At 57.0% G+C, this 22,347-nt stretch carries 24 protein-coding genes and 1 pseudogene; 16 read left to right on the top strand and 9 right to left on the bottom strand.

The features are described 5' to 3' along the window. Window positions 1-479: 479 nt before the first annotated feature. The 3 genes from ACP7E4_RS00630 to ACP7E4_RS00620 all read left to right on the top strand — a co-directional run bounded on the left by ACP7E4_RS00630 (window position 480) and on the right by ACP7E4_RS00620 (window position 1,631). On the top strand, window positions 480-971 hold the full coding sequence (locus ACP7E4_RS00630; RefSeq protein ID WP_426110688.1) for a GNAT family N-acetyltransferase: 492 nt from the start codon (window positions 480-482) through the stop codon (window positions 969-971). A 139-nt stretch (window positions 972-1,110) separates the two neighbouring features. Continuing rightward, window positions 1,111-1,299 carry a hypothetical protein gene (locus ACP7E4_RS00625; protein ID WP_426110686.1) on the top strand — a complete coding sequence of 63 codons (189 nt, stop codon included), beginning with the start codon at window positions 1,111-1,113 and terminating at the stop codon, window positions 1,297-1,299. 23 nt (window positions 1,300-1,322) lie between these two features. Continuing rightward, a complete protein-coding gene (locus tag ACP7E4_RS00620; protein ID WP_426110684.1) occupies window positions 1,323-1,631 on the top strand; it encodes a hypothetical protein in 309 nt (102 codons plus the stop codon). A 54-nt stretch (window positions 1,632-1,685) separates the two neighbouring features. Here ACP7E4_RS00620 and ACP7E4_RS00615 read toward each other — a convergent pair whose 3' ends face one another. Both ACP7E4_RS00615 and ACP7E4_RS00610 read right to left on the bottom strand, forming a co-directional pair. Then, the gene (locus ACP7E4_RS00615) at window positions 1,686-3,428 is read right to left on the bottom strand and encodes a phosphoethanolamine transferase CptA (protein ID WP_426110682.1); all 1,743 of its coding nucleotides are present in this window, start codon (window positions 3,426-3,428) and stop codon (window positions 1,686-1,688) included. Between the two features lie 349 nt (window positions 3,429-3,777). Continuing rightward, window positions 3,778-3,951 (bottom strand): DUF6026 family protein, encoded by a 174-nt coding sequence (locus ACP7E4_RS00610; protein WP_426110680.1) that lies wholly within the window; start codon window positions 3,949-3,951, stop codon window positions 3,778-3,780. Between the two features lie 317 nt (window positions 3,952-4,268). Here ACP7E4_RS00610 and gnd point away from each other — a divergent pair, with 317 nt between their 5' ends. Genes gnd through ACP7E4_RS00590 form a run of 4 tightly spaced genes read left to right on the top strand, consistent with a single transcriptional unit; the run spans window position 4,269 to window position 9,464 of the window. Beyond that, on the top strand, window positions 4,269-5,246 hold the full coding sequence (gene gnd / locus ACP7E4_RS00605) for a phosphogluconate dehydrogenase (NAD(+)-dependent, decarboxylating) (RefSeq protein WP_426110678.1): 978 nt from the start codon (window positions 4,269-4,271) through the stop codon (window positions 5,244-5,246). Further along, window positions 5,246-6,778, top strand: a complete 1,533-nt coding sequence (zwf, locus tag ACP7E4_RS00600) for a glucose-6-phosphate dehydrogenase (protein ID WP_426110676.1) — start codon at window positions 5,246-5,248, stop codon at window positions 6,776-6,778. The genes gnd and zwf overlap by 1 nt, the downstream gene beginning before the upstream one ends. Continuing rightward, complete coding sequence (locus ACP7E4_RS00595; protein ID WP_426110674.1) at window positions 6,771-7,589, top strand: HAD family hydrolase; 819 nt, start codon at window positions 6,771-6,773, stop codon at window positions 7,587-7,589. Before zwf ends, ACP7E4_RS00595 begins: the two co-directional genes overlap by 8 nt. 54 nt (window positions 7,590-7,643) lie before the next feature. Beyond that, window positions 7,644-9,464, top strand: coding sequence for a glycoside hydrolase family 15 protein (locus ACP7E4_RS00590; protein WP_426110672.1), 1,821 nt, complete (start codon window positions 7,644-7,646; stop codon window positions 9,462-9,464). Window positions 9,465-9,479: 15 nt separating this feature from the next. Here the strand turns inward: ACP7E4_RS00590 and alkB are convergent, their stop codons facing one another. The 3 genes from alkB to ACP7E4_RS00575 are packed head-to-tail and all read right to left on the bottom strand — an operon-like array spanning window position 9,480 to window position 10,694. Then, entirely contained in the window at window positions 9,480-10,160 is a 681-nt protein-coding gene (gene alkB, locus ACP7E4_RS00585; RefSeq protein ID WP_426110670.1) for a DNA oxidative demethylase AlkB, read from the bottom strand. A gap of 20 nt (window positions 10,161-10,180) precedes the next feature. Next, window positions 10,181-10,363, bottom strand: a complete 183-nt coding sequence (locus ACP7E4_RS00580; RefSeq protein WP_065835617.1) for a hypothetical protein — start codon at window positions 10,361-10,363, stop codon at window positions 10,181-10,183. Window positions 10,364-10,388: 25 nt separating this feature from the next. Then, window positions 10,389-10,694 carry a DUF1883 domain-containing protein gene (locus ACP7E4_RS00575; protein WP_020293889.1) on the bottom strand — a complete coding sequence of 102 codons (306 nt, stop codon included), beginning with the start codon at window positions 10,692-10,694 and terminating at the stop codon, window positions 10,389-10,391. 169 nt (window positions 10,695-10,863) lie between these two features. On the opposite strand from ACP7E4_RS00575, the gene ACP7E4_RS00570 reads away from it, so the two are divergent. Further along, window positions 10,864-11,214: a hypothetical protein gene (locus ACP7E4_RS00570; protein ID WP_426110667.1), complete on the top strand. Its 351-nt coding sequence runs from the start codon at window positions 10,864-10,866 to the stop codon at window positions 11,212-11,214. A gap of 67 nt (window positions 11,215-11,281) precedes the next feature. On the opposite strand, the gene ACP7E4_RS00565 is transcribed toward ACP7E4_RS00570, so the two are convergent. Beyond that, window positions 11,282-11,563 carry a hypothetical protein gene (locus ACP7E4_RS00565; protein ID WP_426110665.1) on the bottom strand — a complete coding sequence of 94 codons (282 nt, stop codon included), beginning with the start codon at window positions 11,561-11,563 and terminating at the stop codon, window positions 11,282-11,284. A gap of 115 nt (window positions 11,564-11,678) precedes the next feature. Further along, window positions 11,679-11,867: a hypothetical protein gene (locus tag ACP7E4_RS00560; RefSeq protein ID WP_426110664.1), complete on the bottom strand. Its 189-nt coding sequence runs from the start codon at window positions 11,865-11,867 to the stop codon at window positions 11,679-11,681. Between the two features lie 123 nt (window positions 11,868-11,990). On the opposite strand from ACP7E4_RS00560, the gene ACP7E4_RS00555 reads away from it, so the two are divergent. The 4 genes and pseudogenes from ACP7E4_RS00555 to ACP7E4_RS00540 form a co-directional block, all read left to right on the top strand. Continuing rightward, window positions 11,991-12,269 (top strand): UDP binding domain-containing protein, encoded by a 279-nt coding sequence (locus ACP7E4_RS00555; protein ID WP_426110662.1) that lies wholly within the window; start codon window positions 11,991-11,993, stop codon window positions 12,267-12,269. Window positions 12,270-12,329: 60 nt separating this feature from the next. After that, window positions 12,330-13,163, top strand: a complete 834-nt coding sequence (gene galU / locus ACP7E4_RS00550; protein ID WP_020293893.1) for a UTP--glucose-1-phosphate uridylyltransferase GalU — start codon at window positions 12,330-12,332, stop codon at window positions 13,161-13,163. Between the two features lie 112 nt (window positions 13,164-13,275). Beyond that, a complete protein-coding gene (gene gorA / locus ACP7E4_RS00545) occupies window positions 13,276-14,643 on the top strand; it encodes a glutathione-disulfide reductase (RefSeq protein ID WP_426110659.1) in 1,368 nt (455 codons plus the stop codon). 130 nt (window positions 14,644-14,773) lie between these two features. Next, window positions 14,774-16,447: pseudogene (locus ACP7E4_RS00540) on the top strand (ATP-binding protein); the annotation flags it as partial. Here the strand turns inward: ACP7E4_RS00540 and ACP7E4_RS00535 are convergent. Continuing rightward, complete coding sequence (locus ACP7E4_RS00535; RefSeq protein ID WP_426110657.1) at window positions 16,438-17,448, bottom strand: DNA-binding protein; 1,011 nt, start codon at window positions 17,446-17,448, stop codon at window positions 16,438-16,440. The pseudogene ACP7E4_RS00540 and the gene ACP7E4_RS00535 overlap by 10 nt on opposite strands. 170 nt (window positions 17,449-17,618) lie before the next feature. On the opposite strand from ACP7E4_RS00535, the gene ACP7E4_RS00530 reads away from it, so the two are divergent. The 3 genes from ACP7E4_RS00530 (at window position 17,619) to ahpF (ending at window position 20,924) form a co-directional block, all read left to right on the top strand. Then, window positions 17,619-18,572 carry a site-specific integrase gene (locus ACP7E4_RS00530; RefSeq protein ID WP_426110655.1) on the top strand — a complete coding sequence of 318 codons (954 nt, stop codon included), beginning with the start codon at window positions 17,619-17,621 and terminating at the stop codon, window positions 18,570-18,572. Window positions 18,573-18,673: 101 nt separating this feature from the next. Continuing rightward, window positions 18,674-19,237 (top strand): alkyl hydroperoxide reductase subunit C, encoded by a 564-nt coding sequence (gene ahpC, locus ACP7E4_RS00525; protein ID WP_020293898.1) that lies wholly within the window; start codon window positions 18,674-18,676, stop codon window positions 19,235-19,237. A gap of 124 nt (window positions 19,238-19,361) precedes the next feature. Further along, a complete protein-coding gene (gene ahpF / locus ACP7E4_RS00520; protein ID WP_426110653.1) occupies window positions 19,362-20,924 on the top strand; it encodes an alkyl hydroperoxide reductase subunit F in 1,563 nt (520 codons plus the stop codon). Window positions 20,925-20,986: 62 nt separating this feature from the next. Here ahpF and gloA read toward each other — a convergent pair whose 3' ends face one another. After that, window positions 20,987-21,508, bottom strand: coding sequence for a lactoylglutathione lyase (gene gloA / locus ACP7E4_RS00515; protein ID WP_426110651.1), 522 nt, complete (start codon window positions 21,506-21,508; stop codon window positions 20,987-20,989). A gap of 153 nt (window positions 21,509-21,661) precedes the next feature. Between gloA and ACP7E4_RS00510 the strand changes: the two genes are divergently transcribed. Then, window positions 21,662-22,213 carry a DUF4946 domain-containing protein gene (locus ACP7E4_RS00510; RefSeq protein WP_426110649.1) on the top strand — a complete coding sequence of 184 codons (552 nt, stop codon included), beginning with the start codon at window positions 21,662-21,664 and terminating at the stop codon, window positions 22,211-22,213. The last annotated feature ends 134 nt before the right edge of the window (window positions 22,214-22,347 follow it).

Raw genomic sequence — 22,347 nt, 5'->3', positions numbered from 1 at the left:
GACTGGACAGAGCGACAGCGCCTATGTTGGGCACACTGCCAACAGCATAGGCGCTCTATTAAGCTGACCCATGGGTATTCGAGAAGTTTCGACTTTTTTTGTCAGAAATGTCTGGAATGCGGCTTGGCACGACGTTTTGATCGAGTGAGACGGCGGTCCGATGAGCGCTGAACTCGCCTTATGCTCTTTTTTAGAGCGGCTTTTGGCGCAAAATCTCAGTGATTACCGGTCGTCGGATTGTTCGACAATTGGACCACTATAGGCGCCTTGCAGCGCGCTGTATTCCATTTGTGAGCATTTAAGGTACGGCGCAGGGACCGGATGCTTTTTCCTGGTGCGCGTGTCGCCAGTTGCGAGGGCACCACGATAAAGAAGTGCGAGCCGGTCGAAACAATTTGGCGCGCGACGAGATAGAATCAGCGGCCCAGGGCTGAATTCTATGGAAGAGGCCCATCCAAAGCAGTCAGATGAGGAAGGAAATGGAAGCCCCAGAGGTGTTGGTATTGCAAGCGAGTTACACCAATCCGGTTCACGCTGAAGCAATCGGCTTCCTGCTGAATCAGTACGCGCAGGATGTCATGGGCGGTGGAGAATCCCTGTCCATCGATACGCAACAGCAACTGGCCGTTGAATTGGCCAAGCGACCCCACGCCTTCAGTGTCCTTGCGTTCGTTGCAGGTCAACCGGTCGGGCTGGTTAACTGTTTCGAGGGTTTCTCAACCTTCCAGTGCCGCCCCTTGGTCAATATCCACGATGTCGTCGTGATTGGTGGGCAACGAGGACTGGGAATCAGCCAGAAAATGTTGAGCAAAGTGGAAGAGATCGCTCGCCAGCGCGGTTGTTGCAAGCTGACCCTGGAAGTGCTCGAAGGCAACACGGTCGCCCAGGGTGCTTATCGCAAACAAGGCTTTGCTGGATATGAACTTGATCCGGCTATGGGCAAGGCGATGTTTTGGCAGAAGCCCCTGTAAGCACGATGCGCCAAGGGCTGGGACGCCCGTAGGATTGTTCTGAGTTTTCCGTCCTCACATTGCAAGCCTCTTCGGATGCGGGCACTATTTTTCCAGCCCGCCCAGCCAGGACGGCGCCAGAATCGATAGGAAGACGGAGATGACAGGAAGCAAATCCCAACGCGTGGAGCGCGATCTGATGAGTCGTGCAATGGATGTCACCGTGATTGCGACGACGATAGGTAGTGCCTCCGTCGCCAACATGTTGATACCCGGCCTGGGCAGTGCAGTGATCGGCGCAGTTCTGGGAGCCGTTTTCGGTTTTCGCGCCACTCGATTCGCGGATTGAAATCAGCGCCAGGGAAGGCCGATATGATTTGGGATCAAACCAGCTGCTCTGTGGTGAGCAGCCTTCTGTTTATAGCTATATATCTGGGGTTGTCCGTTCATCACCGCCAAACCCCGGAACTCGCCCATGCCGTGATCATCGCGATGTCCTGCTCGGGTGTGGTGGCGGCTATTATGCTGGGCAACCTGACCTATTTTTCCGCGCCTGAAGCCCTCGGGGTCCTCGGTAGTAGCAAGATCAGCATTTTCGTCGGTACGCTGGCGATGATCTGGGTGTCGATTACTTCGGTTACCTCCAGTGTCCTGCACCCGCGAAAAATCGCCGGGCAATAACTGCAAAAGGCCTGTCATTGCTGACAGGCCTTTTTTTTGCTCGTTCTGATCGGGTTACTTCTGGGCAACTTCCGGTGTGGGCGGTACGGGTTTATCGCCTTGCAGAAGCGCGAAATCGGTGAGCCCTTTCTCGTGGTAAGGATCGCCAATCATGCGCGGACGCTCCTTGAAGTCGAAACTGACCAGACTCTTGCTCGTGTCCAGCTCATCAAACGTCAAGCCGGCCAGTTGTGCCCAGGTATGGATCAGCTGTGAGCTGGTGTATGGCCTGTTCTTGATGCTGGTAAAATCCCAGTTGTGGGTTTGTTGCCACTTCGGTGAGGCGTAGACCATAAAAGGAACGGTATACATGGGCATCGTCGGTTTGGCTTCGTTACGGCCCAGGACGTTATGGCCGGGCGAATCGTAGACGTCTTCGCCGTGGTCCGAGAGATACATCAGAAAGCCATTTGGATCGGTTTTGGCGTATTCCTTGATGAGGCTCGACACGACGAAATCGTTGTACAGCACAGCGTTGTCGTAGCTGTTATACAGCTCCAGCTGGCTGTCGCTGATCGCATCCGGCACGCCCTTGCGGTCGGTGAACTTCTCGAAAGCCGGTGGGTAGCGATACTGATAACTCATGTGAGTGCCCAGCAGATGCACCACGATGAGCTTACGCGGCGCAGGGTCGGTCAAGGCCTTGCCGAACGGCTCGATGACGTCACCGTCGTATTGGCGGGCGTTCTGATTGCGATTGTTGTTGAGGTACACCTGTTCATCGGCCTGCTCGGAAAACGTCGTGAGCATGGTGTTGCGCTTGGTCATGGTTTGCTGATTAGTGATCCAGAACGTCTTGTAACCGGCCTGTTTCATTACGCTGACCAGCGATGGCGTCTTCAGGTACAAGTCAGGGTTTTCTTCGTCCGCGAAGGTCAGAACCTGCTGCAGCGCTTCGATGGTGTAGGGCCGCGGCGTGATGACGTTGTTGAAGACTTGCAGCTCATTCTTGAGCTGATCCAGGTTCGGCGTGGTCTGGCGCGGATAGCCATACAGGCTCATGCGTTGGCGATTGGTTGATTCACCGATGACCAGGACCATTGTCGCGGGCAAATCGGCCTGTTGATCCTTGAGGTTGCCCAGCGGCGCAATGTTGCTACTGCTCTGGAGCATGCCTTGCATACTGTCCAGTTGCTGAGTGTAGCGATGGTAAGCCACGAGCATCTGCCAAGGCACCGCAGGTTCGATTCGGGTTTCGAAGGCTTCGATCCCGGACGCTACGTCATCGTGGCGAGCCAGCTGTTTGGCCAGCGGGTAACCAATGATTGCCACCAGCAAAGCTACCGCTACAGCCCATGCTCGACCTCGGGGCATGTACACCGGGCGCAGGCGAGTCCACAGGAAAATCGCAAAGGCGGTGTGAGCGATGAACCCAAGAACGATCCACCAGGCAAAATACTGAGTCATGTACTCGCCCGCTTCCGACACGTTCGACTCGAACATGATGAAGATGACGCTCTGGGAAAATTCCTGCTGATAGATAAAGAAGTAGCCCAGGCTGGCCATCGAGCAAGCCCACAGAACGACACCGATGACTGCCGCCATAAGCCGCGTCCTGGCCGGGAACATCAGCATAGGCGCGAGCCAGATGCCGCTCATCACGAACGCCTGACGAAACCCGGAGAATCCTGAGGTGTTGGTCAGCTGTATCAGTAATTGAGTAATGCCAGAGAAGTACCAGAAAAAAACGAACAGCCAGGCGAGGCCAGCCCAGTCAAAACCTTTCGGAGTCGTATCGCTCCGTTTAACCATTGTCATCAAGCGCTCCAACTCATCATTCAGTTGAGCGGTCCGGAATGAAGGTCCCGGCCGCTCGGCACGTCCCTGGTGCGCGAGGCACAGAACCAGGGCATTTCACAAGGGGCGCAAGTATTGCGGCGCCGGTGTGAAAAAAATGTCAGCAGTTGCGGCGGGCAGGGGTGACAGTGACAGTGCAGAGGTTACAGAATGTGTCCGTGAGCATCAGGACGGTCGAAGATGCCACGGCGCATGACCCAGGATGATCTGGAGAGCCAAAGGAAAGGGGGAGTCGTAGGCGGGCAAGCCGGCGAATCGGGCTTGCCGCGATAATCAATAGTGCAGATGCGTTACAAGTTGCCCGCGGGGTTCAGGCGTGCAGTGCAGTGATGGACTGGCTTGGTTGGGACTGTTGCAGCATGAGGCTAAGATGAGCGACCTTTTTCTGCAATTGCTCGCGCTCTTCTTTAAGCTTGCGCAGTTCGTCACGGCGGACAGTGACATAGAGGGTTTGTGGTGCAAGTGCTGGTAGTAGTGTGCTCATTGCTCACCTCGCGAATGGCGGGATTCAACCTGAAAGGCCTTTTGCAATGACTATCGAACGCCGAGTCGCCGCTGCATACCTCTCTATCGGCACCGATTCTGATTTCTTTTGCGCAGGAATGGAACTTTTTTATTTTCAATGGTCGCGAACGTTTCCCAATCGCGACAGAATGGCTTTATCCGACAGTTTGCAAGCACGCTTTCACTGTCGACGGGAACCGATGTCTGACCTTTCAGGACTAACCCCTCATGCGAGGCTCTCCCGCGGGTGAGCCGGATTGAGGCACCTTTTTCTACAAATTTTAGGAGCAAGGCCACATGCAACTTGGAATTGTTGGGCTGGGCCGCATGGGCGGCAATATCGCAAGACGTTTGATGCTCAACGGCCACACTACTGTGGTGTTTGATCGCGATGAAGCATCGCGTAGCGTGCTGGCCAAAGAAGGCTCGACGGCTGTGGCTGATCTTGCCGCGATGGTCGCGGCAATGGATAAGCCACGGGCCATTTGGGTCATGCTTCCGGCTGGCGATCCGACCGAAGAAACCATCGAGGTTCTGAGCGGCTTGCTTGACGCTGACGACGTGATCATTGACGGCGGCAATACGTTCTACAAAGACGACGTGCGCCGCGCCAAGGCCCTGACTGCCAAAGGCTTGCATTACGTGGACGTCGGCACTTCAGGTGGCGTCTGGGGCCTGGAACGCGGTTACTGCATGATGATCGGTGGTGAAAACGATATCGTGCGTCGCCTGGACCCGCTTTTCGAAACCCTGGCTCCGGGCTATGGTTCAGTAGAACGTACCAAAGGCCGTGATTCTGCGGATGACCGTGCCGAACGTGGCTACATACATGCCGGCCCGGCGGGTTCGGGGCACTTCGTCAAGATGATCCACAACGGCATCGAGTACGGGATGATGCAAGCCTTTGCCGAGGGCTTCGATATTCTCAAACAGAAGAATTCGGAAAACCTTCCGGCCGAGCAACGTTTTGACTTGAACATGGCTGATATCGCCGAGGTTTGGCGTCGCGGTAGCGTGGTTTCGTCCTGGTTGCTTGATCTGACTGCCGATGCCCTGGCGACCGATCCACAATTGGACGCCTATTCCGGCGCAGTGGCTGACAGCGGCGAAGGCCGTTGGACCATCGAGGCCGCCATGGAGCAGGCCGTGCCGGTGCCGGTGCTTTCCAGTGCGCTGTTTGCCCGTTTTCGCTCGCGGCAGAAAAGCTCGTACGCTGACAAGTTGCTCTCGGCCATGCGCTTCGGCTTCGGCGGCCACAAGGAGGGGCCAAAATAATGGGGCTGTCGCGCAGCTCATCCCAGCAGACGCCCGCCGTGGCGCCGCCTACGACCCTGTTTCTGTTCGGCGCCCATGGTGATCTGGTCAAGCGCTTGCTGATGCCGGCGCTGTACAACCTGTCCCGCGATGGTCTGGTCGACGATAACCTGCACATTGTCGGCGTTGACCACAACGCGATCAGCGATGTCGATTTCGCAAAAAAACTTGAAGATTTCATCCGCCAGGAAGCCGCTGGCAAAGTGGCGGAGGGCGGCAAGGAACCTCTTGATCCGGAATTGTGGCGCCGCCTGGCCAGCCGAATCAGCTATGTGCAAGGGGATTTTCTCGACGATTCCACTTATGCCGACATCGCAACCAAAATCGAAAGTACCGGCACCGGCAATGCAGTGTTTTATCTGGCGACAGCACCGCGTTTCTTCAGCGAAGTGGCGCAGCGCCTGGGCTCGTCGGGATTGCTGGTGGAAAGCGATGAGGTATTTCGCCGCGTCATCATCGAAAAGCCCTTCGGCTCCGACCTGCCCAGCGCGGTCGCGCTGAATGCCTGCTTGCTGAAGGTGATGAGCGAGAAGCAGATTTACCGGATCGATCACTATCTGGGCAAGGAAACCGTGCAGAACATCCTTGTCAGCCGGTTTTCCAACGGGCTGTTCGAGTCGTTCTGGAACAACCACTACATCGATCACGTGCAAATCACCGCGGCTGAAACCGTCGGCGTTGAGACCCGGGGCAGTTTTTACGAGCACACCGGCGCGCTGCGGGACATGGTGCCGAATCACTTGTTCCAGTTGCTGGCAATGGTGGCCATGGAGCCGCCTGCCGCCTTTGGCGCCGATGCGGTGCGTGGCGAGAAGGCCAAGGTGGTAGGGGCGATTCGTCCCTGGTCCGAGCAGGAAGCCTTGACCAATTCCGTGCGCGGCCAGTACGCGGAAAGCAGCAAGGACGGCAAGGTCATCCCTGGTTACCGCCAGGAGAGCAAAGTCGAGCCGGACAGCACTACGGAAACATTCGTCGCACTCAAAGTGATGGTCGATAACTGGCGTTGGGTCGGCGTGCCGTTTTATCTGCGCACCGGCAAGCGTATGGGCGTGCGTAGCACCGAAATCGCTATTTCATTCAAGCCGGCACCTTATGCGCAGTTCCGTGACACCGAAGTGGATCGTCTGAAGCCTAACTTCCTGAGAATCCAGATCCAGCCCAATGAAGGCATGTGGTTTGACCTATTCGCCAAACGACCAGGTCCGACTCTGGATATGGAAGATATCGAGCTGGGCTTCGCTTATAAAGACTTCTTCGAAATGCAGCCGTCCACCGGTTACGAAACACTGATCTATGACTGCCTGACCGGTGATCAGACACTTTTCCAGCGCGCTGACAATATTGAAAACGGCTGGCGTGCGGTGCAGCCTTTCCTGGATGCCTGGCAGAAAAATCCTCAAGTCGAATTTTATAAAGCTGGCGAAGATGGACCGGCCGCTGCCGATGATTTGCTGGCCCGTGATGGTCGTGAATGGCGGGATATCGATGTCTGAACAACCTTGGCGTCCAATCAAATTTCTGCTTTCCGATATTGATGGCACACTCCTGCGTCCTGATCACAGCCTGAGTCAGGCCAATGTCGACGCCGTTGCCCGGCTCAAGGCAGCCGGCATTCTTTTCACGGTTGCGAGCAGTCGTCCGCCTCGTGCCATGCGCCAGCAGATCGAAGCCTTGGGTATCGATCTGCCCTCCGTGGCATTCAACGGCGGCAATATCATCAACCCTGACGGCAGCGTGCTCAAAGCCTATCGAATAGCCGAGGCGGCGGCACGCACCTGCATCAATCTGTTTGCCGATTACCCGGTGTCGCTATGGGTATTTGCCGACGATCAGTGGTTCCTGATGGATGCTGCGGGCGACTACGTCGACCACGAACTCACGACCCTGGGTTACGAGCCGGTGCAGGTCGAGAGCTTCGAACCCTACATTGGGCGGGTAGACAAAATCGTCGCGGCCAGCAAGGACTTCGAACTGCTCAAGCGTCTTGAGTCGCAGCTCAATCCACTTATCGCCGGGCTGGCGCTCGCAGCGCGTTCCCAGCTGTATTATCTGGACGTTACTGCGCTGGACGCCAATAAAGGCAAGGCGTTGTTGACCCTGGCAGAGCTGTTTGGCATCGAGCCCGCGCAGACGGCGGCCATTGGCGACGGTGGCAACGATGTCGCCATGTTCCATCAGGCCGGTTTGTCGATCGCCATGGGGCAGGGCGAAGAAAGCGTGCGCCGAGAGGCGGATCACGTGACGGGCAGCAACCTCGAAGACGGAGTCGCAGCAGCGATTGAGCGCTACATCTTGCCGCGCTAAGCAAGTTGTGCAGCGCGCAGGTCACCAACATTTCCACGATGGCGGACGCTTTTCATGGCTGCACTGATCGAAGACTACGCATTGCTCGGCAACTGCAAGACTGCCGCGCTGGTCGCCAGGGATGGTTCGCTGGACTGGTTGTGTTTCCCAAGGTTCGATGCGCCTGCGTGCTTTGCAGCCTTGCTGGGCTCGAGCGATAACGGCCGCTGGAAGATCTCGCCAAAAGAGCCGGTGATCTTTACCGAGCGTCGTTACCGCGAAGGAACTTTGATCCTGGAAACGGTGTTCCAGACCGCAAGTGGTCGAGCCATGCTCATCGACTTCATGCCTGTCGATGAAGGCAGTCACGTGGTACGAACCGTGGTCGGGCTTGAGGGCGAAGTCGCGTTTGGTATGGACCTGGCCATCCGTTTCGACTACGGCAGCACTGTGCCGTGGGTGGAGAACAGGGACGGCGAGACACTGACGGCGATTGCCGGGCCGGAAATGCTGGTGTTGCGCGCCACGGAAACCTTGCACGCGCTGGATCACCATACCGGCTGCGATTTCCGGGTCACGGCGGGCCATCGCGAGACGTTCGTATTGAGCCATCAGGCTTCCACTGACCCCCTGCAAACGGCTATTGATACCGATCGGGAATTGCAGCGCACCGAGCGTTTCTGGCGCGAGTTTTCAGATCGTTGCCCTGACGTCGGCCAGTGGACTGCGCAGGTCAAGCGTTCGCTGATCACCCTCAAAGCCATGACCTACGCGCCCACCGGCGGCATCGTCGCGGCGGTCACTACTTCGTTGCCCGAGCAATTGGGCGGCGAACGCAACTGGGACTACCGGTTCTGCTGGCTGCGTGATGCAACCATGACGCTGCTCGCGTTCATGAACCTGGGCTACTTCGAGGAGGCGTCGGCCTGGCGAGAATGGCTGCTGCGCTCAGTGGCCGGTAATCCGGAACAGATTCAGATCATGTATGGCTTGGGCGGGGAAAGGCGTCTGCCGGAATATGAGCTGCCCTGGCTGAGCGGCTACGAAAACTCCAAACCGGTACGCATCGGCAACGGGGCGGCGACGCAAATGCAACTGGATGTCTATGGAGAAGTCGCTGACGCCATGATCCAGGCGTTGAAAGGTGGCCTGCCACGCCTGCCGCGCAGCGTAGCAATCTCCAAAGTCATCATGCCTTTTCTTGAAAAGGTTTGGCATATGCCGGACAAAGGCATCTGGGAGATTCGCGCGGAGCCACGGCATTTTACCCATTCCAAAGTCATGACCTGGGTCGCCTTTGACCGCAACGCGTCGCTGATCGCCCAGACCGCTGTCACCGACGACGACCGGGCATTGGCGCAGCACTACCGCAGCGTGGCTGACCAGATACATGCGGATGTATGCCTGAATGGCTTTGATGTGGAGCTCGGCAGTTTCGTCCAGACCTACGGCGCCAAGGGGCTGGACGCCAGCCTGCTGCAGATCGCATTGACCGGGTTTTTACCGGCTGATGACCCACGGGTCATCGGGACAGTCGCGCAGATCGAGCGCAGCCTGATGCAGGATGGCTTGCTGTTGCGTTACAACAGTGACCATAGCGCGGACGGCGTTTCCGGCAGTGAAGGGACTTTTCTGGTCTGCTCGTTCTGGCTGGCGGACGTCTACGTCCTGCTCGGGCGGCGCCAGGAGGCCAGGGAGCTGTTCGATCGGTTGTGCGCCCTATGCAACGACGTGGGACTGCTGGCCGAGCAATACGACCCGCGCAGCAAGCGTATGCTGGGCAATTTTCCCCAGGCGTTCAGTCACATTGGCATCATCAACACGGCGTTGAACCTGCACCGCGTGATGTGCCCGGTCAAGGCTAGGGCGATGTGCGAGGCTGCCACTGCCGAATAACTCTCAGTTGCCCGATTACCTGGCTTTTCTGAACGTTATGTTGATCCGCTGCTCGCCCAGCAGCGGATGCAGCGCCGGTTTGATCGGCAACACACCGTGAAAGCGCAGGCGATCGACACCGCCCCAGACCACCACATCGCCGTGCTGCAAGACGATTCGCTGTGCCTTGTCCTTGCGCTCGAAGCCGCCAAACAGAAACACCGCCGCAATTCCCAACGACAGCGATACCACCGGCCATTGCAGATCCTGCTCGTCCTTGTCCTGATGCAGAGACATTTTCGCGCCCGGAATATAGCGGTTGATCAGGCAGGCGTCGGGGGTGAAGTCGGGAAATCCGGTGGCCGCTGCGGCTTCGCGTGCCAGCTGCATCAGCACCTCGGGTATTGGCGGCCAGGGCTGGCTCGTTTGTGGGTCAAGTGCGCTGTAGCGATAGCCGTGACGGTCGGTAGTCCAGCCAAAACTGCCGCAACTGCTGAGTGCGGCAGACATGGTGAAGCCGCCAGGAGTAACCATGTGCCGAAACGGTGCCTGGGCCAGCACGCCCTCCAATGCGGGAAGCATGCGGTCGATCCAGGGCGTCGCGAAGCTGCGCAATACCCAGGAGCAAGGCCCGATCTGTTCAACCGCAAGCTCCGGCTGCTGCGGATCATCGCTGAACAGATCGAACGTCAGTGGAGTGTTGCCTTCGCGTTTCATGATTTGCAGGCGGGCAGGGCTTACAAGGCTTTGCTGACTTTCACATCAGAGATAGTGTCGCCGCTCTGATCGTGCATTTTTTCCAGTGCCGCACGCGCTTCGTCAACCGAGGCTGAACTCAGTTGAGCAAACTCGAAGCGGCGTTCGCCGTTGAGTTTGTAGCTGATGGCGAACTTGGTAGTCGGTGTCGCAGGCGTATTCAAGAGATCTCCTTGATAAAAACTGTGATCAGCTAAGCCGTGTGGTCGAACGACGGACGATTTTGATCGAGTGCGTGAAAGTGCTTTTGCGCCCGCCATTGGTGTCCAGCTTGCGACCGGCCGTATCTATGGTGATATTCCAGAAGCCAGTGCTGGGCGCAGCGATCTTGGCCGGGAATCTGTCGAAAGCGCCTCCATGATAGGTATGGCGGCCGCCATTTTTGAAACTGCGGAAGTTTGAATCGTTCATCAGGCGAATGTTGCAGAGCTGGGAGCACTCGATGACGACCAGATCGTCTTCGTTGAGGTGCTCGCGCTGGTGTACGAATTTCATGAATGTCTCCGACGGTAAGGCTTTTTTCGAAAAACCAAAACGATAGCATGGCAAGCCCCGGCATTACCCGGCGATTGAAACTTTATTGCAGTGTTTCTGGCTAAAAGTGCCCTAACCGGGATTTAATCGCCCCCACGCTTGTCGTAGCACTTTTATTTGGGAGGATTGTATGAAATTGGGTGTTGTCATTTTGGCCCTCGCGATGACCGGTTGCGCCACCGTCGCGGACATCGAACACACACCAGCCACGATGAACGTGATGTCTGGCAAAAATCCGCAGGAATATGCCGATTGTTTCGTCAGCAAAATCGCGGGTAGTCGCAAGCCGCCGACCATTGAGCCGCATCGCGATGGCTTGCGGGTGATCGTCGCGCAAAAACTCAATAAAGATCCGGCCGCGATCCTGGATATCGAAACGCGCTCCGGCGGTAGCTCTATCAAGGTCTATGAACGCTTGTCGAATTTGCCGCTGCGGCCTAAAGACGTCCAACGCGCGGCCACTGCCTGTATTTCCGGTTGATTCGTTCCGGCCGCTGAATGGCGGCCTTCACCATGCATGACATTACGTCGCGGGGCTGGAGAAACAGCTATTTGCACACCACCAGCACACTGCGGCTTTTGAAATTGCCGACGTCCACGCCCAGGGTTTTGTCAGCTTCCTTGGGTTGCGGCGTGCCGTCGGTTCCAACAATCTCGTAACCTGTTCCGGCACAAGAGGCGTCAGCTTTTTCGTAACAGCTGGCCCATGACATGGCTTCGCCCGAGCAATCAATGCTCAGACCCTGCTTGCCGTTTTTCATGTAGGTGTTAGATGCGGTCGCGCACCCGGTAAGGCCCAGTACAGCAATAATGGACAAAAATCTGATCATGTTTTTTTGCGCTTCATGGTGAGGCTGAGAGGGGAAAAGTTGGGTTCGCAGGTTCGACACAGTGAATGTGCCATTGTTCCGACATCATTGGGATAACTTTACTATCAAAGCGCGATCAAGGCTTGGTGGTGGACCGGCGACGTGCAGCCTTGGGCTGATCCTGCAAGACCGCAGCCACCTCGATGGCTGAGCTCTCAGTGGCAAATGGACCGGCAATTGACTCGCCGTCGGCGGCGGTTACCCACCATTGCCCATCGTCCAGCTTTTTGATCAGATACCCGTTTACGCTTTTTACGTCCGACATCGGAACTGCCTCGTTCAGTGGTGTTCAAGCCGCGCATGATAAAGCCCCTGCTATCTGGCTGTCGCCCCCGCGTCACAGGGTCGCAATCGGTTCGCGCTGCAAAAGCCCAGGCTCGCGGTGGCGATGAGACTACGCGGCTTTTTTGCAGTGCAATATTCCTACGCAATTCAAACGCGTCAGCTACGCTTGCACGGGTCGTTGTACAGCTGTGTAGAAGGCGCAGATGCAGTTGTTCTGGTCACCGATTTGAAGCAGTTTCGCCAACCAGATTTAGCGCGGATACGAGCTTTAATGCGTATGCCGGTGCTGTTCGATGGTCGCAATATCTATGATTTTGCGGAACTATCTGCTCAGGGATTCCTCTACCATGGCATCGGAACGGCCAGCGGCGGGGCATTGTAAGGTGACCTCCGCCTGATTAGACTGCGCCGCAAACACCCACAGCCCTTATCAAGGACTCTTATGATCAAAAAATGCTTGTTCCCAGCAGCCGGTTACGGCACTCGCTTTTTGCCAGCGACCAAAGCCATGCCCAAGGAAATGCTGCCGGTGGTCAACAAGCCACTGATCCAATACGGCGTGGAAGAAGCACTTGATGCAGGTCTGAATGAAATCTCCATCGTCACGGGTCGTGGCAAACGTGCTCTCGAAGACCATTTCGACATCAGCTATGAGCTGGAAAACCAAATCAAAGGCACCGATAAGGAAAAATACCTCGTCGGTATTCGTCGCCTGATCGACGAGTGCAGCTTTTCCTACACTCGCCAGACCGAAATGAAAGGCCTGGGTCACGCGATCCTCAGTGGTCGCCCGCTGATCGGTAACGAAGCGTTCGCCGTGGTCCTGGCCGATGACTTGTGTGTAAACCTCGATGGCGAGGGTGTATTGGCCCAGATGGTCAAGCTGCACAAGCACTATGGCTGCTCGATCGTTGCCATTCAGGAAGTTGATCCGAGCGAAACCCAGAAGTACGGGGTTATTGCCGGTGAAGAAATCAAGCCTGGTCTGTTCCGCGTGACTGACATGGTTGAGAAACCAAAGCCAGAAGATGCGCCTTCCAACCTGGCGATCATCGGCCGTTACATCCTGACGCCGGACATCTTCGAAAAAATCGAAGCGACAGAGCCGGGCAAAGGCGGTGAAATCCAGATCACCGACGCCCTGATGAAGCAGGCTGCCGAAGGCAACGTGCTGGCTTACAAGTTCAAAGGCACGCGCTTTGACTGCGGCGGCGCTGAAGGTTACATCGAAGCAACCAACTTCTGCTTCGAGCATTTCTACAAGAAAGGCAGCTAAAGCTCTGAGATTCTTTCAGACTTTCTTGTAGGACAAAGCCACCTTCGGGTGGCTTTGTCGTTTCTGACTGAACGCTAAGCGGTTATGCTGTCGTTCAGTTCAGGAGATGCACATGGCTTACGATTTCGACCTCTTTGTAATTGGCGCTGGCTCCGGTGGCGTACGTGCCGGCCGGTTTGCAGCAGGATTTGGTGCTCGTGTCGCGGTTGCCGAAAGCCGTTATCTGGGTGGTACCTGTGTCAATGTCGGCTGTGTGCCCAAGAAGTTTCTGGTCTATGGCGCCCATTACGCGGAAGACTTCGAGCAAGCCAAGAGCTTTGGCTGGACCAGCGGCGAACCGGGCTTCAACTGGTCCACACTGATTGCCAACAAAGACAAGCAGATCCATCACCTCAACGGCATCTACCGCAATCTGCTGGTCAACAGCGGCGTGACGCTGCTTGAAGGCCACGCAAAGCTGACCGGCCCGAACCAGGTGACGATCAACGGTCAGACCTACAGCGCCGAACATATCCTCATCGCCACCGGCGGCTGGCCGCAAATGCCCGACATTCCGGGCCGCGAGCACGCGATCAATTCCAACGAAGCTTTCTTTCTAAAAGAACTGCCCAAGCGCATCGTCGTGGTCGGAGGTGGTTACATTGCGGTGGAGTTCGCTTCGATTTTCCATGGCTTGGGCGCCGACACCACGCTGATGTATCGCGGCGAGCTGTTCCTGCGCGGCTTCGATGGCAGCGTACGTACGCACTTGCACGAAGAGCTGATCAAGCGCGGCATGGAGGTTCGTTTCAACACGAATATCGAGCGTATCGAAAAACTCGCCGATGGCACACTGCAAGCGCATCTTGAAGATGGCAGTTCCTTGAACACCGATTGCGTGTTCTATGCCACCGGCCGCAGGCCGATGCTCGACGACCTTGGCCTGGAAACAGTGGACGTCAAGCTCAACGAGGACGGCTTCGTCGACGTCGACGAAAACTATCAAACCAGCGAACCCTCAATCCTGGCGATTGGTGATGTGATCGGTCGTGTGCAGCTCACGCCGGTTGCCCTGGCCGAAGGCATGGCGGTGGCGCGTCGCCTGTTTCAACCTGAGCAGTTTCGGCCGGTGGATTACTCGCACATTCCGACTGCGGTATTCAGCCTGCCGAACATCGGTACGGTTGGTCTCACCGAGGAAGACGCGCGCAAGGCTGGGCACGACGTGCAGATCTTCGAAAGCCGCTTCCGGCCGATGAAGCTGACCCTGACTGACAATCAAGAGCGCACCCTGATGAAGTTGGTGGTCGATGCCACTACCGACAAGGTTCTGGGGTGCCATATGGTCGGTCCGGATGCCGGTGAGATTGTCCAGAGTCTGGCAATCGCGTTGAAGGCCGGCGCGACCAAGCGCATATTCGACGACACCATTGGCGTGCATCCGACCCTGGCAGAAGAGTTTGTGACAATGCGTACTCCGGTCGCCCCCAAGCAAGCCTGATCAACACCAATACGCGTCAACCCGAGATTCAGGATGAAGCTCGGGAACACCCTATATTTCTGGAAGGACCCGGCCATTGAGCAGAAATCACCCTTGGGCAGTGCTGCCGCTGCACTCTGCCGAGCAAGACGAAGAAACTATGCGCAAGATAGATGCATTGCGTGAAAGCGAACGACAATTCCGTATGCTGGCTGACAACATGAGTCAGCTGGCCTGGACTGCTGATTCGGCGGGCAATGTCTATTGGTACAACGAGCGCTGGTACGCCTACACCGGCTCGTCCCTTGAAGCCATGCAGGCTCTGGGTTGGCGGTCGGTGCATCATCCTGATCACGTGGAGCGAGTCACCGCCCGCTCGGCGCATTGCTTTGCCACCGGTTCGATCTGGGAAGACACATTCCCGCTGCGAGGCAAAGATGGCACCTACAGCTGGTTTCTCTCCCGCGCGCTGCCAATGCGTGATGAGGAAGGTCACATTACCCATTGGCTGGGGACCAATACCGACATCACCGCTCAGGTGAATGCCGAAGAGGCGTTGCGTGAGCTCAATGAAAGTCTTGAGTGCCGGGTTGCCGAGCGAACGCGCGAGCTGGCCTCCATCAACGAGCTGCTGCAAAGAGAGATGGCGGAGCGCGAGCAGGCTCAGGAGGCGCTGCGTCACGCGCAAAAAATGGATGCCATCGGCCAGCTGACGGGCGGGATTGCCCATGATTTCAACAATATGCTCACGGGTGTACTGGGCGCCCTGGACCTGATCCAGCGTCGAATAGCGGCAGGACGCGTCGGCGAGATTGATCGCTATATTCATGTGGCAGTGACTTCCGCCAATCGCGCGGCGGCGTTGACTCACCGGTTACTGGCCTTCGCGCGCCGACAATCACTGAATAATCGCAACGTGGACGTCAACCACATGGTGACGTCCATGGAAGAACTGTTGCGCCGCACCACCGGGGAAAGCATCGAGTTGTCCATCGAGCTGGAGCGCGACCTGCGGCAAACGCATACCGATGAGCATCAGTTGGAAAACGCGCTGCTGAACCTGGTCATCAATGCCAGGGATGCGATGCCCGAAGGCGGGCAGCTGATCGTGCGCAGTCGCAACGTCGACATTCGCGCCCCGCAGGGCCTGGTCAGTCCCGGCGACTATGTGCAACTCAGTATTGAAGACACTGGCTGCGGGATGGCTGCAGACGTTATCGAGCGCGCTTTTGATCCCTTCTTCACGACCAAGCCCATAGGGCAGGGCACCGGCCTCGGCTTGTCCATGGTTTATGGCTTTATCAAACAAGCGGGCGGCCACGTGGTGATCGACAGCGCTGAGGGGCGAGGCACGCGCATCAATCTCTACTTGCCATGCAAGGTCAAGGAAGCTGTGCGGGATGTGGCAGAGGCGGGAGCGGCCCATTCGCCCCGAGCTGTCGAGGGCGAACGCGTGCTGGTCGTTGAAGACGAAGATGCTGTCAGGATGCTGGTGATTGATGTGTTGCGCGAGCTGGGTTACTCAACTCTTGAGGCCAGTGATGCCAAGGCGGCCTTGCCCATGTTGCAAGGCCCCGAGCGAATCGATCTGCTGATCACCGACGTGGGCCTGCCTGGCATGAATGGCCGACAGCTTGCCGAGATCGCTCGACAACAGCGTCCTGCATTGCAAGTGCTGTTTATTACCGGGTACGCGCCCAGCGCTGAGAATCGAAGTGATTTTCTCGACCCGGGGATGGACATGTTGGCCAAGCCATTCAGTGTCGATGAGCTTGCGCTGCGGGTTCGCAAAATGATCGAAGGGCGCATGCCGGTTCACGCTTGAGCCGGCGGCGGGGCTTCCTCGTCAGTTGACGCCAGATCCTTGCGCAGATTATCCAGCGCCAGCTCGGTTTTGATCAGAATCAATTCCAGCACCCGGCCTTGTTGCTCCTGATCGGTCAGACGCTGCTTCAGTTCGCCGACTTCTTCATGATTGGCGCGCAGGCGCTCCTCCAGCAGCGCCCGCTGGGTCTGCGCTTGTTGTAGTTGCTCGGACGCACTGTTGGCCTGAAGGGTCAGTCGGGCCAGCTGATCTTTGTGCGTGTCCAGTTCGCGAGACGTACTACGGCTTTCAGTCAGCAGCCGCTCATTGGCGCGGTTGAGCTGAGTGATTTCCTCCTGCCGAACAAGTGCGTTTTGCTGGGCCTCGCGCAACTCCATTTGTACTTGCTGCACCTGGCCTTCGTGGCGTCGTTGCTCCTGATCACGCTGCTCTTTCACCGAGTTGCGGTAATGCTCCAGGGCATCGCGGGCGTGCAGGTGTTTTTCTTCCAGCGAGCGGATTTGTCCGTCCTTGTCTTCAAGGCGCGTCGCCATGTCCTGACTGGCTTGTTGAAGCCGCGCATTCTCGGTTTGCTGGCCCTGCAATTGCTCGCGCGTGTCGAGCAGCGTAGCGGTTTGCTGATTGATCTTCTGGATCTGCTCGGCGCAACGCTGATCTGAATCGCTCAGCGCCTTTCTGGTGGTATCCAACTCATCTTGCAGTACCTGCTGCTGGGTATCGAAGGCTGTCTGCGCCTGATCGATGCGTTCCTGCGCCTGTTCCTGCAGGCGCTGAGCGAGGCGGGCGACCAGTTCGGCCAGCTCATCGCCAATCGTTTCCTGAGGCGCGCCACGACGCAGATCGGTTTCATCCAGCTCTTTCAGGTATCGGTGAATGGTGGTTTTCGAACCGGTATTGCCCATTTCGACGCGTACTGCATCGATGCTTGGGTGCTCACCACGGGCGATAAGCGCCAGCCGTGCTGTCTGCACTGTTGCCTTGTTTACACCGCCGCGCGCCATGTTGCCTCCTACGATTACGTACTGTGGTATGTACCCTGTAATTACATACTATAACAACAAATGGAAATTTGCTAATTTCCGTAAATACAACACGGGATATTGGCGTATTATCCCGCGTCAGTACATTACTGGCCGTCAAGACGCTTGAAACGAGTACGCAAGGAGCAGCCATGAGTGACATCGACCGCTATATCGAGGCCGCGACGCGGGATAACACCCGACGCAGCTATCGGTCGGCCATCGAGCATTTTGAAGTGACCTGGGGTGGGTTCCTGCCTGCCACCAGCGAAGCCGTGGCTCGTTACCTTGCGACCTATGCTGGCTCACTGTCAGTCAACACCTTGAAGCTACGACTCTCGGCGCTGGCCCAGTGGCATAACAGCCAGGGTTTTGCCGACCCAACCAAGGCTCCGGTAGTACGAAAAGTACTGAAGGGCATTCGCGCCTTGCACCCGGCTCAGGAAAAGCAGGCCGAGCCGCTGCAATTGCAGCATCTGGAACGGGTCGCGCTGTGGCTGGAGAACGATGCCGCTCAAGCGGCAGCCGAGGGTGATCGTCCGCGGCTACTGCGTAGTCGACGAGACAGCGCGCTGATTCTGCTGGGGTTCTGGCGCGGCTTTCGCAGCGATGAGCTGTGCCGCGTCCAGATTCAGGATGTGCAGGCGACAGCGGGTTCGGGCATCACGCTGTATCTTGCGCGCAGCAAAGGCGATCGAGACAATCTGGGCAAGCGCTACCAGACGCCGGCCTTGCAGCGTCTGTGCCCGGTGCAGGCGTACGTGGAGTGGATCAACTGTTCGGCGCTGGTGCGCGGTCCGGTGTTTCGCGGGATTGATCGCTGGGGCAACCTCAGTGAAGAGCCGCTGCACGCCAACAGCATCATTGCGTTGCTGCGTCAGGCGATGGAGCGGGCGGGCGTGGCGGCCGAGCTGTACACGAGCCATTCACTGCGTCGCGGTTTTGCAACCTGGGCTCATCACAATGGCTGGGACCTCAAGTCGCTGATGAGCTATGTGGGCTGGAAGGACATGAAATCAGCGATGCGCTATCTCGAAGCCACGCCGTTCGCCAGCCGGGAAGAAAACCTAATGCAAATTTCGTCTATTAATAAAGATCTCTTATAGTGAAAAGCAATCAGGAGCATGAGCTTTGCCAATGAGCTCATGCCAACGATTGTGCGTAAGCTCCACTTCATCGAATTCAAAACCCATCAGGAGATTCACCGATGCCTATCATCAACAGCCAAGTAAAACCGTTCAAAGCCACTGCATTCCAGAACGGCGCGTTCGTCGACGTCTCTGAAGCTGACTTTAAAGGCAAGTGGTCTGTCGTGTTCTTCTACCCAGCCGACTTCACTTTTGTATGCCCGACCGAGCTGGAAGACCTGGCTGACAACTACGCCGAGTTCAAAAAATTGGGCGTAGAAATCTACGGCGTGTCCACTGACACCCATTTCGCACACGCTGCATGGCACAACACCTCGCCAGCCATTGGCAAGATCCAGTACCCACTGATCGGCGACCCGACTCACCTGCTGTCGCGTAACTTCGATGTGCTGATCGAAGAAGCAGGTCTTGCTGACCGTGGCACCTTCGTGATCAACCCGGAAGGCCAGATCAAAATCGTTGAGCTGAACGACGGCGGTGTTGGCCGTGACGCTACCGAGCTGCTGCGCAAAGTCAAAGCTGCTCAATACGTTGCCGCCCACCCAGGCGAAGTTTGCCCAGCCAAATGGAAAGAAGGCGAGGCTACTCTGGCTCCGTCCCTGGACCTGGTTGGCAAGATCTAAGTCGATGATTCGGCTGGGGGCCATGAGCTCTTGAGCAAGTAAACCGCATCGCCCCTAAAAAACGCCCGGGCGACCATCGCCTGGGCGTTGTTTTTTCTACCCTCTTAAAATGGAAATCGCCCGCATGTTGGACGCCAATCTTAAAGCCCAGTTGAAGTCGTACCTGGAACGGGTCACACAACCGATCGAGATCGTCGCGTCCCTTGATGACGGCGCGAAATCCAAGGAAATGCTGGCACTGCTTAACGACGTGATCAGCGTTTCGAAAGACATTACCCTGAATGATAGCGGCACCGACGTGCGCACTCCGTCGTTCTCGCTCAACAGCCCCGGGAAAAACATCAGCCTGCGTTTCGCCGGCATCCCGATGGGTCACGAATTTACCTCGCTGGTGCTGGCGCTGCTGCAAGTCGGCGGCTATCCGTCCAAAGCCAGTGCCGAAGCCATCGAACAGGCTCGCTCGCTGCAAGGCGAGTTCCGGTTCGAAACCTATTTTTCTCAGTCCTGCCAGAACTGCCCGGACGTCGTCCAGGCCCTGAACCTGCTGGCCGTGCTCAACCCGAACGTGCATCACGTCGCCATCGACGGTGCGTTGTTTCAGGACGAAGTCACTGACCGGCATGTCATGTCGGTACCGAGCATTTATCTGAACGGCGAGCTGTTTGGCCAGGGCCGCATGGGCCTGGAAGAAATTCTCGCCAAAATCGATACCGGCGCTGGCGATCGGCAGGCGGCAAAACTGAACGCGAAAGAAGCCTTCGACGTATTGGTCGTCGGCGGTGGTCCAGCGGGTTCCGCTGCAGCCGTTTATGCCGCCCGCAAAGGCATTCGTACCGGCGTCGCGGCAGAGCGTTTCGGTGGTCAGGTGCTGGACACCATGGCCATTGAAAACTTCATCTCGGTCCAACACACCGAAGGCCCGAAACTGGCCGTAGCCCTTGAGGAACACGTCAAGCAATACGAAGTCGACATCATGAACCTGCAACGCGCCGAGCAGCTGATTCCCGGCACGGACGGCGCATTGCATGAAGTGAAATTCGCCGGCGGCGCGAGCCTCAAGACCAAGACCGTGATCCTGGCAACGGGTGCACGCTGGAGGGAGATGAATGTCCCAGGCGAGCAGCAATATCGCAACAAGGGCGTAGCGTATTGCCCGCACTGCGACGGCCCGCTGTTCAAAGGCAAACGTGTTGCGGTGATCGGTGGCGGTAACTCCGGCGTTGAAGCGGCAATCGATCTGGCCGGTATCGTCAGCCACGTGACACTGCTGGAATTCGACGTGCAACTGCGCGCCGACGCTGTTCTGCAACGCAAATTGCACAGCCTGCCGAACGTGACGGTCATCACCAATGCGCAAACGTCGGAAGTCACCGGCGATGAGCTGAAGGTCAACGGTCTGCGCTACAAGAATCGTTTGAACGGCGAAGAAGTGACCGTCGCCCTTGAAGGTATCTTCGTGCAGATCGGTTTGCTGCCCAACACCGATTGGCTCAAAGGCACCATCGAGCTGTCGCCACGGGGCGAAATCGTTGTCGACTCTCGCGGCGAGACGTCGATCCCAGGTATTTTCGCTGCTGGCGACGTAACCACGACGCCTTACAAGCAGATCATCATTGCTCTGGGTGAGGGCGCCAAGGCATCTCTCAGCGCCTTCGATCACTTGATCCGCACGTCCGCGCCCGCCTGATAGACACGGGCAACAAAAAAGGCCTCATGAGCGATCATGAGGCCTTTTTTTGCATCAACTCATCACAGCGGCGTTGGCTGAATGATTTCAACCCAGTAGCCGTCCGGGTCTTTGATGAAAGCGAGGCTGTTCATACGGCCGTCAGCCAGGCGTTTCTGGAAATCCACACCTAATGTCTCGAAGCGTTCGCAGGCAACGTGAACGTCTGGCACTGAGATGCAGATATGCCCGAAACCGCGCGGATCGGTATTGCCGTTGTGATAGGCGAACGCCGGATCGTTTTCAGTCCCGTGGTTGTGGGTCAGTTCCAGGATGCCGGGGATCGACTTCATCCACTGATTGCGTTGCGCATCGTCGGCCGGGATCTGGGCCTTGTTCACCAGTGCCAGGAAGTACAGGCTGAATTCGGCCTCAGGGAAATCGCGTTTTTCCACCAGGCTGAAGCCCAGCACCCGGGTGTAGAAATCCAGTGATGCGGTGATGTCTTTCACGCGCAGCATGGTGTGGTTGAACACGAATTGCTGAGTCGCGGCTTCCGGCTCGGCTGTCACGCCGGGAAAGGTGTTGAGTGCTTGCAGGCTCATGGATAGCTCCGATTGAATGTTCGCAATGGGTTAAATGATACGGGGCGTGTCGCCTGATTGCCAAATGCCCGATGGATAGGCCGTCGCCGCTCTTGTTCAGACTGGCGTTGCGCGTCAGACTTTCCGGCTCATGCCTTGTGGAAAACGGCCATCATGTTTATCCGGTTATACCGCGTATCAATAGCGGGCCTTTGCCTGTTGTTGGCTTCAGGCTTCGTTCAGGCGAACGATGCCATGATCACCTGGCCTGAAGGATGGCAGATTGAGTCCATGCCTCCCGAAGCAGACGCCAGCGGCAAGCCCGCTGTGCAGATAAGACAACGCGCGGTCAAGAACGATCAGGTAGGCAATCCGATGATGGTCATGGAGTTGACGCAATCGACTCTGGTAGCCGGTCATCAGGTGAACGTGGAGGGTGTTTTGCTGGAAATGCGCAAGGCTATTCAGGTGATGTTTGCCCGCAGTGGATTCCAAAGCGTTTGTACCCGAACCCGCCAGGGCACCCTGAGCCAGATACCCGCGCTGGAGACGACATGCACGATTACCCAGAACGGGGTGCATGTGATGACTCAAACGTTGGTTGCGGCAGCCAGCAAGGACATGGCCTGGTCGCTGTCCTACGCAGGTTCAGCTGAAGGTTATGCGGCGACCAGGGAAGAAGCCCAGCGGATCCGCGATGGCGTGCGCCTCAATGGCAGTCACTAAGCGCTGCGGAGACAAATTTCAGGCAAAAAGAAGCCCGCCGAAGCGGGCATTGGGGCGCTAATCCTTTAGCAGCCTCTATCCTGAGATATCGGGTGTGAAAAATTCGTGAACCATTCGTTCAAAATTCGGATGAG

Origin of the sequence: Pseudomonas sp. DSP3-2-3, from assembly GCF_049898225.1 — a bacterium.
GTDB lineage: Bacteria > Pseudomonadota > Gammaproteobacteria > Pseudomonadales > Pseudomonadaceae > Aquipseudomonas.
This window is presented reverse-complemented; position numbering and strand designations above follow the sequence as displayed.

Coding starts and splice junctions, on each gene's coding strand:
- ACP7E4_RS00575 (WP_020293889.1), bottom strand. CDS start 10,694: ATGAAATTCGTACACCAGCGCGAGCACCTCAACGAAGACGATCTGGTC.
- ACP7E4_RS00510 (WP_426110649.1), top strand. CDS start 21,662: ATGTTTATCCGGTTATACCGCGTATCAATAGCGGGCCTTTGCCTGTTG.
- ACP7E4_RS00560 (WP_426110664.1), bottom strand. CDS start 11,867: ATGTCGGACGTAAAAAGCGTAAACGGGTATCTGATCAAAAAGCTGGAC.
- gnd (WP_426110678.1), top strand. CDS start 4,269: ATGCAACTTGGAATTGTTGGGCTGGGCCGCATGGGCGGCAATATCGCA.
- ACP7E4_RS00555 (WP_426110662.1), top strand. CDS start 11,991: ATGAGACTACGCGGCTTTTTTGCAGTGCAATATTCCTACGCAATTCAA.
- ACP7E4_RS00530 (WP_426110655.1), top strand. CDS start 17,619: ATGAGTGACATCGACCGCTATATCGAGGCCGCGACGCGGGATAACACC.
- alkB (WP_426110670.1), bottom strand. CDS start 10,160: ATGAAACGCGAAGGCAACACTCCACTGACGTTCGATCTGTTCAGCGAT.
- ACP7E4_RS00610 (WP_426110680.1), bottom strand. CDS start 3,951: ATGAGCACACTACTACCAGCACTTGCACCACAAACCCTCTATGTCACT.
- ACP7E4_RS00620 (WP_426110684.1), top strand. CDS start 1,323: ATGATTTGGGATCAAACCAGCTGCTCTGTGGTGAGCAGCCTTCTGTTT.
- ahpC (WP_020293898.1), top strand. CDS start 18,674: ATGCCTATCATCAACAGCCAAGTAAAACCGTTCAAAGCCACTGCATTC.
- ACP7E4_RS00535 (WP_426110657.1), bottom strand. CDS start 17,448: ATGGCGCGCGGCGGTGTAAACAAGGCAACAGTGCAGACAGCACGGCTG.
- ACP7E4_RS00565 (WP_426110665.1), bottom strand. CDS start 11,563: ATGATCAGATTTTTGTCCATTATTGCTGTACTGGGCCTTACCGGGTGC.
- ahpF (WP_426110653.1), top strand. CDS start 19,362: ATGTTGGACGCCAATCTTAAAGCCCAGTTGAAGTCGTACCTGGAACGG.
- ACP7E4_RS00595 (WP_426110674.1), top strand. CDS start 6,771: ATGTCTGAACAACCTTGGCGTCCAATCAAATTTCTGCTTTCCGATATT.
- gloA (WP_426110651.1), bottom strand. CDS start 21,508: ATGAGCCTGCAAGCACTCAACACCTTTCCCGGCGTGACAGCCGAGCCG.
- ACP7E4_RS00615 (WP_426110682.1), bottom strand. CDS start 3,428: ATGACAATGGTTAAACGGAGCGATACGACTCCGAAAGGTTTTGACTGG.
- ACP7E4_RS00625 (WP_426110686.1), top strand. CDS start 1,111: ATGACAGGAAGCAAATCCCAACGCGTGGAGCGCGATCTGATGAGTCGT.
- gorA (WP_426110659.1), top strand. CDS start 13,276: ATGGCTTACGATTTCGACCTCTTTGTAATTGGCGCTGGCTCCGGTGGC.
- ACP7E4_RS00570 (WP_426110667.1), top strand. CDS start 10,864: ATGAAATTGGGTGTTGTCATTTTGGCCCTCGCGATGACCGGTTGCGCC.
- zwf (WP_426110676.1), top strand. CDS start 5,246: ATGGGGCTGTCGCGCAGCTCATCCCAGCAGACGCCCGCCGTGGCGCCG.
- galU (WP_020293893.1), top strand. CDS start 12,330: ATGATCAAAAAATGCTTGTTCCCAGCAGCCGGTTACGGCACTCGCTTT.
- ACP7E4_RS00590 (WP_426110672.1), top strand. CDS start 7,644: ATGGCTGCACTGATCGAAGACTACGCATTGCTCGGCAACTGCAAGACT.
- ACP7E4_RS00630 (WP_426110688.1), top strand. CDS start 480: ATGGAAGCCCCAGAGGTGTTGGTATTGCAAGCGAGTTACACCAATCCG.